Source organism: Nocardia sp. NPDC006044 (assembly GCF_042871115.1).
Lineage (GTDB): Bacteria > Actinomycetota > Actinomycetes > Mycobacteriales > Mycobacteriaceae > Nocardia.
In genome coordinates this window covers 342,298-353,398 of record NZ_JBIAID010000006.1, presented here as the reverse complement: position 1 = coordinate 353,398, position 11,101 = coordinate 342,298, and the positions used below count along the sequence as shown (strand labels likewise).

7 protein-coding genes are annotated in these 11,101 nt (G+C 69.2%); 3 read left to right on the top strand and 4 right to left on the bottom strand.

Going from position 1 to position 11,101, the window contains the following annotated elements; genetic code table 11:
• Positions 1-254: 254 nt before the first annotated feature.
• Entirely contained in the window at positions 255-1,178 is a 924-nt protein-coding gene (bla, locus tag ACFYO1_RS40965; protein WP_387244079.1) for a class A beta-lactamase, read from the top strand.
• 43 nt (positions 1,179-1,221) lie between these two features.
• On the opposite strand, the gene ACFYO1_RS40960 is transcribed toward bla, so the two are convergent.
• On the bottom strand, positions 1,222-1,662 hold the full coding sequence (locus ACFYO1_RS40960; protein ID WP_387244076.1) for a hypothetical protein: 441 nt from the start codon (positions 1,660-1,662) through the stop codon (positions 1,222-1,224).
• A gap of 698 nt (positions 1,663-2,360) precedes the next feature.
• Between ACFYO1_RS40960 and ACFYO1_RS40955 the strand changes: the two genes are divergently transcribed.
• Positions 2,361-3,587 (top strand): cytochrome P450, encoded by a 1,227-nt coding sequence (locus tag ACFYO1_RS40955; RefSeq protein WP_387244073.1) that lies wholly within the window; start codon positions 2,361-2,363, stop codon positions 3,585-3,587.
• Positions 3,584-4,174, top strand: a complete 591-nt coding sequence (locus tag ACFYO1_RS40950) for a TetR/AcrR family transcriptional regulator (RefSeq protein ID WP_387244071.1) — start codon at positions 3,584-3,586, stop codon at positions 4,172-4,174. Before ACFYO1_RS40955 ends, ACFYO1_RS40950 begins: the two co-directional genes overlap by 4 nt.
• A gap of 56 nt (positions 4,175-4,230) precedes the next feature.
• On the opposite strand, the gene ACFYO1_RS40945 is transcribed toward ACFYO1_RS40950, so the two are convergent.
• From ACFYO1_RS40945 to uca, 3 genes are all read right to left on the bottom strand, one after another.
• Positions 4,231-5,463, bottom strand: coding sequence for an FAD-dependent monooxygenase (locus ACFYO1_RS40945; RefSeq protein WP_387244068.1), 1,233 nt, complete (start codon positions 5,461-5,463; stop codon positions 4,231-4,233).
• Positions 5,464-5,679: 216 nt separating this feature from the next.
• Positions 5,680-7,431, bottom strand: a complete 1,752-nt coding sequence (gene atzF / locus ACFYO1_RS40940) for an allophanate hydrolase (protein ID WP_387244065.1) — start codon at positions 7,429-7,431, stop codon at positions 5,680-5,682.
• Positions 7,432-11,088, bottom strand: a complete 3,657-nt coding sequence (uca, locus tag ACFYO1_RS40935) for an urea carboxylase (protein ID WP_387244062.1) — start codon at positions 11,086-11,088, stop codon at positions 7,432-7,434.
• Positions 11,089-11,101 lie beyond the last annotated feature (13 nt).

Sequence of the window (11,101 nt, the reverse complement as noted above, 5' to 3'; positions counted from 1 at the left end):
GACCAGCTGCCGCGCACCCGCCCGCACCCGCCCGCCCCCGGGGCCCCCCAAACCCGGCGGGGCGGGGGGGGGGGGGGGGGGGGGGGGGGGGGGGGCCCCCCGGCGGCGGGCCCGGGGGGGGGGGGGGGGGGGGCCCGCCGGGGGGGGGGGGGCCCCCCCCCCCCCCCCCCCCCCCCGCCTCGGTCATAGCCGCAGGTCATGCGGACTGCGGTCCCGGTTTGCCCGGCCGTCGGCCCTCCTGCGAAAGTGATGGGATGTTTCGGCTGACGCGTGACTCCAAGGTGGCCTTGACCACCGCCGCTCTCGTCCTACCGTTGCTCGCCGCCTGCGGCACCGATTCCACTGCGACACCGGCCGACTCACCGGCCTCCAGCACCAAGGCCGACTCCGCGTCGGCAGTGGAGCTGGCCGCTCTGGAGAAGAAATACGAGGCGCGGATCGGAGTCTTCGCGGTCGACACCGGCAGCGGTAAGACGCTGACCGCGCGCGGCGACGAACGCTTCCCGTTCCTGTCCACCTTCAAGGGCCTGGCCGCCGGCGCATTGCTGAAGGCACATCCGCTCGACACCGGCTACTTCGATCGGGTCATCCACTACACCGACGCGGACCTGCAGAGCTATTCGCCGGTCACCGGCACCAAGGTCGCCGAGGGCATGACCATCGCCCAGCTCGCCGAGGCCGCGATCACCCACAGCGACAACACCGCGGGCAACCTCCTGCTCCGCGAACTCGGTGGCCCGCAAGGACTCACGGACTTCCTGCGCGGCATCGGCGACCAGGTGAGCCACCTCGACCGCTGGGAGCCGGAGCTCAATACCGCCATCCCCGGCGACGAACGCGATACCACCACCCCGGCCGCGCTCGCCGCCGACTACCGCGCGCTGGTGGTCGGCGACGCGCTCGGCGCGCCGGAACGAGCCCGGCTGACCGGCTGGCTGAAGGCTAATACCACCGGCGACAAGCGAATTCGCGCCGGTGTGCCGGCCGGCTGGAGCACCGGCGACAAGACCGGCACCGGCGACTACGGCTGCGCCCACGATGCGGCGGTCACCTGGCCGGACGGCTCGGCCGCGCCGCTGGTCATCGCGATCCAGACGTGCAAGTCGGTCAAGGACGCCGAATCGAGCAACGACGTGGTCGCCGAGGCGGCTAGGGTGGCCGTCGCGGCTGTGCGCTGACGCTGGTCGCCATTCCGGTTGTCGGACAGCGTTTCCGGTGTCGTCAGGCCACCGACCGACGGGCGCGCAGGCCGGCGAAGCCGAGCAGCAGATCGGCGATGATCTCGAAAATCGCCGCGAACCAAGAGAATCCGTTGACCCTCGCCGCGGCGGGCGGGTTGATGAAGCTGTCGCTGAGCGGGCCGAACCAGTCCGGGCACAGGTGCACCAGGATGAACCCGGCCGCGCTGACGAAGCCGATCGCGACCGCCGCGAGAGCTGCCCATCGATGACCCGTGAACACCAGCGCGATGGTCGCGACCCCGAGCATGAATTGCACTGTGCCGAGCACCATTACGGTGCTGGAGACGGTGTCCATCCCGCGGCGCAGGTGATCGGCGCCGTGGGTGAGCAGCGCCACCGCGAACAGCGCGGTAGCCCAGCGTAATTCGGAGAAGGATGGACCGGCGGCGAGATCCTGCCGTGCGGCTGTCGGGTGCGTCATCGTGACCCCCATCGGAGTAGACGCGGCGGCAATGGTGCACGCCAATCTACGACCGAGTGTAGTAGACCTGGCCCGTTCAGGCCAGGCTCCGGTTCGCGGTTACAGCAGGCCCCACCAATAGAGCACGCAGGCCAGCACCCAGACCACCACGGTTTCCATCGTCGCTCCCAATCTCCTTCACGCACCTGTCTCCATCATCCGCCATCCGGGATTGGTTGCTACAAACGCAGCCCATCTGTTGCCTAGGTGACGCCTTTACCTGCGGTTTTACGCCTGCAAGGTGTTCTTAAGTCCGTGCTAAGCCCGCGCAGGCATTGTTTGTCTCAACACCGAACGCTCCGGTTTGGGGGAACCGGAGCGTTCGGTGGGTCAGTCCACCACCGGGGGTGGGGAACGGAGCGCGACCTGTCTTCGAGGGGTTGACAGGTCGGGCTCCGGGGGAGAGTGCTTGCCGGGCCGGTCCACGAGGGGTGACCGGCCTGGCGGGCCACTCGGGACAGCGGACACGTTTTCGCAGGCTCTTCCGGGAGCTGACCGGCAACGGACACCGAAGTTGCCACTGCCGAAGGTAACCGCGGGTGCGCGGGCCATGATCCCGAGGCGAGGGGCGGCCGGACCGGTTTCGGAGGGTAATCGGCCCGGCGCCACGGGTAGAACTCGTTCTAGACACTTTTGTATATTTGTCTTACCGTCACTACATGTTGATCGACGCGTATCGGCCGGCTCCCGTCTTCGAGCTCCGCTCCGGCGCCACTTGGACGTCGCCGTGGGAGATGTATGCCGCGCTGCGCGAACAGGATCCGGTGCACCACGTGGTGCCGCCGGCTCGTCCCGGCAACGACTACTGGGTGCTCACCCGGCACGCCGACGTCTACGCGGCAGCCCGCGACAGCGAGACCTATTCCTCCCGCGACGGCCTGACCGTGGAGTACGGCGAGCTGGAACAGATCGGGCTGACCGGCAATCCTCCGCTGGTCATGCAGGATCCGCCGGAGCACACCGACTTTCGCAAGCTCGTCGCCCGCGGGTTCACGCCACGGCAGGTCAGCGAGGTGGAACCGGTGGTGCGCCGATTCGTCCGCGACCGCCTCGACCGGATCGCCGCGGACGGCGGCGGCGATATCGTCAAGCAGGTATTCAAGCCGCTGCCGAGCATGGTGGTGGCGTACTACCTCGGGGTGCCCGAGGAGGATCGGGCGCGGTTCGACGGCTGGACCGACGCGGTGGTCGCGGGCAGCATCGATCGCGCGCAAACCCAGGCGTTGCCGGCGTCGATGGAGATGATGGGCTACTTCGCCGAGCTGATCAAGCGGCGGCGGACCGACCCGGGGGAGGACACCGTGTCGCTGCTCGTGCAGGCGGGCATGGCCGCCGACGACGCGGATGTGCGTGGGCTGGTGCAGATTCTGGCCTACACCTGGACGATGGTCGCGGGTGGCAACGACACCACCACGGGGTTGCTCGGTGGTGCGGTGCAACTGCTGCAACAACATCCGGACCAGCGCGCCGAGTTGGCCGCGGACCAGGATCGAATCCGCACGGCGGTAGAGGAATTCGCCAGGTTGACCGCGCCGGTACAGGGTCTGGCCCGGACGGTGACACGTGCGGTCGAGCTGGACGGCAAGACGATTCCCCCGGGGCGCAAGGTATTGCTGGTGTTCGGCTCCGCCAACCGCGACGAACGCGCGTTCGGCGACGACGCGGCAGAGCTGAATATCGACCGGAATCCGCAGCGCATCCTCACTTTCGGGCACGGAGCACACCACTGCCTCGGTGCCGCTGCGGCGCGGATGCAAGCCCGGGTGGCACTGGAGGAGCTGCTCGACCGATTCCCGAACTATGCCGTGGATATCGACGCGGTCGAGTACGCGCCGGGGCCTTACGTCCGGCGGCCGACCACCGTCCCGTTCCGGTGCGTGGCATGACCGGGGACTGGCTGGCGGACGGGCGCGCGGAACTGGCGAGCGAACGGATCCTCGACGCGGTACGCGCGTTGTTCATCGACAAGGGCGTCGCCGGTGTCGGAATGGCCGAAGTCGCCGAGGCCGCAGGATGTTCCAGGGCGACGCTCTATCGGTATTTCGACAATCGGCAGGCACTGTACGTCGCCTTCGCCGGTCGCGAGGCTCGGCAGGTGGTCGAGCGGGTGTGGCGCGATCCCGCGGTCACCGCGGCCGCCGATCCCGGCGAGCAACTACTCGACGGCTTCACCGCGTTGCTCGCGGAGGTCCGTAAAACTCCGCACCTGGCCGTGTGGTTCGCGCCGGCCAATGCGGGAATCGTTGCCCAGCTGTCGAATTCGTCGGAGGTGGTGGACACCCTCGCCAGCGGCTTCGTCGGCGGCTTGCGGCCCGACCTGTCCGCTCCTGCCGCGCGCCGGCTCGGACAATGGCTGGTCCGGGTGATGGTGTCGCTGCTGACTCTGCCGGGTGCGGGCGAAGACGACGAGCGGGAGCTGCTGCGCCATTTCGCGCTTCCCTTCCTGCTCGACCAGCGGCTGGCCGTCGAATAGCCGTACACGGCAACGACCGGAGCCGTACTGGACGGCTCCGGTCGCTGCGGATCGGACTACTGGCTGAGCGCCTGCACCGAGTAGTCGGGCAGGTCGTAGGACTCGGTCTTGGTGAGCATCTTCATCATCAGCGGCTTCATCGCCTTCGAGGTCATCAGCTTGCTGACCGTGTGCCCCGCGCGAATGCCGAAGCTGGACTTGGGGGTCATGGCCTTCAGGCCACCCGGCGGGAGCTCCTGAGCCTTCGCGATGAACGGACGGAGCACCTCCTCGTAGCGAGCGGTCGCCAGTGTGAGATCGCTTGGGTGCGTGGCGATCTCACCGGCGAGCACGTACGCGCCGATCAGCGCCATCGCGGTGCCGTTGCCGGTGAGCGGTGAACCGCAGTAGCCGGCGTCGCCGAGCAGCACCACCCGGCCCTTCGACCAGATCGGCATGTCGATGCGGGCCAGCTCGTCGAAGTAGAAGTCGCTCGCCTCGCCCAGCGCGTCGGTGATGGTGGCCGCCTCCCAGCCGCCGCCGGCCAGCCGCTGCCGGATCAGCGCCTGCTGAGCCGGAACATCCCGGCGCAGTGCGGGATCCGCGTCGGTGCGGATGGTGATCAGGGCCTTCGAGGTTGCCGGATCGGCGTCGGGGCGCAGCCCGATATTGGTCGCGCCGACCATCGAGTGCATGGTGAACCAGTTGTCCTCCACGCTGTCCGGGGACGGCAGGGTGAAGAAGGACATGTAACCGCCGAGGTAGGTGGAGAACTGCTCCTCCGGGCCGAACACCATCCGGCGGGTGCCGGAATGCAGTCCGTCCGCGCCGATCACGAGGTCGAAGCGCTCCCGCGCGCCGGAGGCGAAGGTGACGTCCACTCCGCTCTCGTCCTGCGCGATCTCGGTGATCCACTCGCCGTAGCGGTAGTCCACGCCGCCCGCCTCGGCCAGCGCGTCGAGCAGCACCTGGTTGAAATCGCCTCGGGTCAGCTCGATTTCGGCCACGCCGCCCTTGCCCTCGAACAGCTCGGTCGGCATGCGCACGATGTCGCGGCCCGCGGCGTCGACGAACTTCATGCCGCGCTCGTCGAGCTGGTACTTGCGGATGCCCGGCATCAGGTTCATCCGCTCGGCGACGTCGACGCTGGGCCCGCGCAGGTCCACGGCCTGTCCGCCCGGCCGCGGCGCCTCGGCCCGCTCCACCACGGTGGCGCGGATGCCTGCGCGAAGCAGTTGCAGCGCGACCGCGTTGCCGCCGATGCCGCCACCGGCGATGAGGATGCGGGGCTGGGTGGAGTTCGTGCTCATGATCTGGTCCCTTGCTTGGTGCTGAATGTCTTAGACATATGTCTACAGCACACTTGCACAAATGTATAGTACATATGTTCAAGACAATCGTACGCATATCGCCCGCGTCCCCCTCCGGCGCGGCGACAGGCAAGCCGACGACTGGCCGCCGAACGACCGAAGGCGCCCTTCGGCAGCCTGGAGGGGCTGAAGGGCGCCTCCGGCTAGCGGGCGGCACTATCTGGATAGGTAGGACTTCCAGCCGCCGAACGAGGTGATATCGGTGGCGGTGCGGGCGGCGTCGTAGGTGCAGGTGAAGCCGATTACCGAACGGCCGTCGGACAATTCGATGCTGGTGAGTGCCATCGGGGCGGGCAGGGCGGCGAGGAAGCTGCCGAGTCCGGCTTCGGAGACGCGGAAGAGTTCGCCGAGAATGGGGGCGCCGAGCCCGTCGCCGTGGCGAACAAGTCCAGGTTTCGGGGGTGTGGTGTCCAGGGCGGCGAGGCGGTAGGCGTCGGTGGTGCGGATCTCTCCGGCGAAGCGGGCGCCGATCTGTTCGAGTTGCCAGTGCAGCGGTTGGCCGCGCAGGTGGGCGCCGAAGACAGCCAGGTCGACACCGCGTTCGACCAGCAGGGGCGCGGGTTCGGCGCCGACCGTGCGGGCGGCCAGATCGAGGGCGACCTGGTCGGCGAACGCGGGTGTCACCAGCATGACGCCGAACGGCGCACCCTCGGTGGTGGGTTCGCCGGGAATCGCGATCGATGCCATGTCGAGCAGGTTGCAGAAGTTGGTGTAGGTGCCGAGGCGCCGGTTGATTCCGATCGGATCCGCCTGCACCGCAGCGATACTCGGGTGCTCGGTGGTGGTCGGCAGCAGCAGGGCATCGAAACCACCGAGCAGTTCGGCGGCCGCCGCGCGGGCGCGGGCCAGGGTGTCGAGATCCGCGACGAACGCGGGACCCGTTGTAGCACCGGCCGATTCGATAATGGCGGCGACCGTGGGGTCGGCTCCGGCGGGCTCGGTTTCCAGGAAGGCGCCGACCGAGGCATAGCGTTCGGCGACGATCGCGCCGTCGTACAGCAGCAGTGCGGCGTCGAGCAGGCCGGAGATGTCGACCTCCTCGATCTTCGCGCCGGAATCCGCGACCGCGGCGGCGGTCCGCGCGAAGGCCTCCCGATACGGTTCGCTCAGCGCGACGAGGTCGGCGGCGCGCGGGATGGCGATTCGCGCGGCCAGGGGCGCCGCCAGGCGGACGTCGGCCGGCCAGGTGCGACTGCGCGGATCGCGCGACTCCGGCCCGGCCATCACCGCGGCGGCCGCCACCGCGTCGGCGAGCTCGGTGGCGAAGACGGTGACCGCGTCGTAGTCCACGCAGGCGGGCACAACTCCGTGCGCCGGGATGATGCCCAAAGTGGCCTTGATGCCGACGATTCCATGCAGGGCGGCGGGCACCCGGCCGGAACCGGCGGTGTCGGTGCCGATTCCGATATCGGCGATGCCCAGCGCCACCGCCGCCGCCGAGCCCGAACTCGAACCGCCGGAGATCAGCTCGGGATCGAACGCGTTCCGCACGGCGCCGTACGGGCTGCGCGTGCCGACCAGCCCCGTGGCGAACTGGTCGAGGTTCGTCTTGCCGAGCACGATCGCGCCCGCCGCGACCAGACGCTCGATCGCGGAGGCGGTCACCTCGGCGGTATAGGCGAATTCGGGACAGCCCGCGGTCGTCGGCAGCCCGGCGACGTCGATGTTGTCCTTGACCGCCACCAGCACACCGGCCAGCGGCAGCGAGGCGCCGTCGGCGAGGCGCTGTTCGACGGCCGCCGCCTCGGCGGCGACCTCGCGCTCCGGGCGCAGCGTGATCCACACCTCGGGCCGATCCACCTCGGCGATCCGCCGGTACGCGGCGGCCACACGTTCGGTGGGTCGTGTCAGGGTGCCGGAGGAAACGGCAGCCGGTGGGGTGGGTAGGGAGAGCTCGCCGGTGGCCATTCAGTCGACTCCGATTACTGCTAGTGGGGTTCCCGGTTCTACCTTGGCGCCTGGCGTGGCCAGGACCTTCAGTACGGTGCCGGCGCCCGGGCTGTGCACCGGCAGTTCCAGTTTCATCGCTTCCAGCACGGCGATCGGCGCTCCGGCCGTAAGACGTTGTCCCGCTTCGACTTCGACTCGCCAGACATTGCCGATCATGGGTGCCGTCACCACCGTCGCGCCGGGCGGCAGGCCGGCCAGCGGATCGTCGGCGAGTTCGGCGACGGGTGCGGTCGCGGCGGGCCGGTCGAACTCGCCTGCCGCGCGCCAGGCGGCCTTCTCCGCCTCGAACGCCGCGGTCTGCCTGGTCGTGAACTCGGCGATCGAATCGGCCTCCGCGCGCAGCAGCGCCAAGTGATCGGCCAGCGCGAAGGTGCCGTCGCTGACCTCCGCGTCGAACCGGCCTGCCTTGGCCGCCGCACGGTGGTCGAGCAGTTGTTCGGCGCTCACCGGCTCCCAGACGATGCGGTCGAAGAACCGGAACAGCCAGGGCGTGCCCGGCTCGAACGGTGCGGACTGCCGATAGCTGGACCAGATCGGCACGGTCCGGCCGATCAGCTGGTAGCCGCCGGGCGAGGCCATCCCGTACACGCACAGGTACTTGCCGCCGATGCCGACCGCGTCCGACGGTGTCCAGGTGCGGGCCGGGTTGTACTTGGTGGTGACGAGGCGATGCCGCGGATCGAGCGGAACCGCCAGCGGCGCACCGAGATACACGTCACCGAGGCCGAGCACGAGGTATTCCGCGTCGAACACGGTCGCGCGGACGTCGTCGACGCTGCCGAGTCCGTTGATGCGGCGGATGAACTCGGTGTTCGACGGCAGCCACGGTGCGGTGTCGCGAACACCGCTGCGGTAGCGGTCGATCGCCTCGGCGATGGACGGATCGTCGAACGAGAGCGGCAGCCGGATGGTTCGGCTCGGCACCACCAGATCGGTGGTCGCCGGCAGGGCGAGTTCGATCTCTTGCAGCGTGCCGAGCAGCCGATATTGCGGCAGCACGTCGGGATCGAAGTGAATGTGCAGCGAGCGAACGCCCGGCGTGACATCGAGGATGCCGGGCAGGCCGGTGCTCGCCAGCGCCTCGGCGAGCGCGTGTACGCGCATGCGCAGGCCCAGATCCAGCACCATGTCGCCGTATTCGACCAGAACGTTGTCGTCACCGCCGCGCAGATAAGCGACGCGGGGCCGATCGGCGTCGCCGGTATCAGACCCTAGAATTCCGCGATCACGCAGTGCGGCAAGCGGATTCGGGACGATGTCATGCGCGCGGGCGGTATTCGACTCGCGCAGCAGTACGGCCTCGTCGTCGGTGACGGGCACGAACCGGAGCGTGTCGCCGGGGCGCAGCTGGCCGAGTTTCCAGCGGTGGGCCGAGATCACGGTCAACGGGCAGGCGAAGCCGCCGAGGCTGGGGCCGTCGGGACCGAGCAGGATCGGGGTGTCACCGGAGACGTTCAGTGTGCCTACGCTGTACGGGTTGTCGTGCAGGTTGGACGGATGCAGACCGGCGTCGCCGCCGTCGGTGCGTGACCAGGTCGGCCTGGGGCCTTCGAGCCGGATGCCGGTGCGGTTGGCGTGGCTGCCGACTTGCCAAGCGTGGGTGTAGAACTGGGTCATGTCGTCGTCGGTGAAATAGGCGGGGGAGGTCTGCGGTCCCTCGCCGACGGCGAGCTGCCAGTCGTGGGTGAAGTCGGGTCGCTCGTGCTCCGGCACCGCGGCGGGGGTGCTCAGGGTGTGCTCATCGGTCGGCGCGATGCCCAGAACATCGCCTGCCACAACGGCTTTGCCGGTCACACCGCCGAAACCGCCGAGGGTGAAGGTGGCGGCGCTGCCGTGGTAGAGCGGGGCGTCGATGCCGCCGCGCACCGCCAAGTAGGTGCGCAGGCCGGCGTCGGCCGGCGCGCCGATGTCGAGTACCGAACCGGCCGGCACGGTGATCGGCTGCCACATGGGTGCGGGTTGCCCGTCGATCGTGATCGGGGTGGGTGCGCCGGTCACGCAGACCACCGCGGGGTCGGAGAAGCGCAACTGCGGGCCGTGCAGTGTGCACTCCAGCGCGGGCACGCCCACCGGATTGCCGACGGCGGTATTGGCGAGGGTGAACGACAGGTCGTCCATCGGGCCGGACGGTGGAATGCCGACCTGCCAGAGGCCGATTCGGCCCGGGTGGTCCTGCACCGTCGTCATGGTGCCGCCGCGCAGTACGTCGATGCGGCGGCCGATCGGACGGATGTCGGCCAGCGTGGTCGTACTGTGCTCCGCGCGCAGCACGCGCGAATCGCTTGCCGCCTGGCGCAATTGCGGCAGGTTGGTCTGCACGCCGTAGATGTGGGAGTCCGTGAGTGCGCGGGTGAGGCGCGCGAAGGCGTGGTCGCGGCTGTCGCCGGTGGCGATCACCTTGGCCAGCAACGGGTCGTAGTACGGGCTGACCTCGGTGCCGGTGCCCACCCAGGTATCGACGCGGAGGCCTTGCGGCGCGGCGCCCGAGGTGGTGGCGCCGGTGCCGGTCTCGACCGGGAACGCCGCGGCGGTGATCAATCCGGCGCTTGGCCGGTAGTCGTGGCCCGGATCCTCCGCGTACACCCGGGCTTCCACGGCCCAGCCGGTGATCGGCGGGCCGCTCTCCGGCTGCTCGTCCACCATCGAGGTGTCGCCGCCGGCCAGGCGCAGCATCCAGGCGACCAGGTCGACGCCGGTCACCGCCTCGGTGACCGGATGTTCCACTTGCAGACGGGTATTCATCTCCAGGAACGAGGCGGTGCTGTGGTCGGTGTCGTAGACGAACTCCACCGTTCCGGCCGAGCGGTAGCCGACCGATCGGGCGAGTTCTCGTGACGCCGAGAGCAATTGATCGGTCAGCTCAGCGGTAAGACCGGGGGCGGGCGCTTCTTCCAGGACCTTCTGGTTGCGTCGTTGCAGCGAGCAGTCCCTGGTGCCCAGGCTGACCACCCGGCCGTTGCCGTCGCCGAACAGCTGCACCTCGATGTGCCTGGCCCGCGCGACGAAACGTTCCAGGAAGACGCCGGTCGAGGCGAAATTCGTCGCGGCCAAGCGCTGTACGCGCTGGTAGGCGGTGCGCAGTTGATCCGGGTCGAAACAGGCCTGCATGCCGATGCCGCCACCGCCGCCGACGGCCTTGAGCATCACCGGGTAGCCGATCCGGGTGGCCTCCTCAATCGCGTGCTCGGCCGAGTCGAGCAGGCCGCTGCCGGGGATGAGCGGAACGCCGACGGCCCGGGCCGCTTCGCGCGCCGTGTGTTTGTCGCCGAACACGCGTAGCTGCTCCGGTGTCGGGCCGACGAACCGCAGACCGGCCTCCGCCACCTTCGTGGCGAAATCGGCGTTCTCCGAGAGGAATCCGTAGCCAGGGTGAACAGCGCCCGCGCCGGTCGCCAGCGCGGCCTCGATCACCAGATCCGCGCGCAGATAGGACTCGGCGGCCGGGCCGGGGCCGAGACGCACCGCGACATCGGCGATTTCGACATGGGCCGCGCCGATGTCCGCATCGGAGTAGACGGCGACCGTCTTCAAGCCCAGCGCCTTCGCGGATCGCATGATGCGGCAGGCGATCTCGCCACGATTGGCGACCAGCACCGTATCGAATTCCAGCCTCACGTGTTTCTCCCTA

Coding starts and splice junctions, on each gene's coding strand:
- bla (WP_387244079.1), top strand. CDS start 255: ATGTTTCGGCTGACGCGTGACTCCAAGGTGGCCTTGACCACCGCCGCT.
- ACFYO1_RS40950 (WP_387244071.1), top strand. CDS start 3,584: ATGACCGGGGACTGGCTGGCGGACGGGCGCGCGGAACTGGCGAGCGAA.
- ACFYO1_RS40960 (WP_387244076.1), bottom strand. CDS start 1,662: ATGACGCACCCGACAGCCGCACGGCAGGATCTCGCCGCCGGTCCATCC.
- ACFYO1_RS40955 (WP_387244073.1), top strand. CDS start 2,361: ATGTTGATCGACGCGTATCGGCCGGCTCCCGTCTTCGAGCTCCGCTCC.
- atzF (WP_387244065.1), bottom strand. CDS start 7,431: ATGGCCACCGGCGAGCTCTCCCTACCCACCCCACCGGCTGCCGTTTCC.
- ACFYO1_RS40945 (WP_387244068.1), bottom strand. CDS start 5,463: ATGAGCACGAACTCCACCCAGCCCCGCATCCTCATCGCCGGTGGCGGC.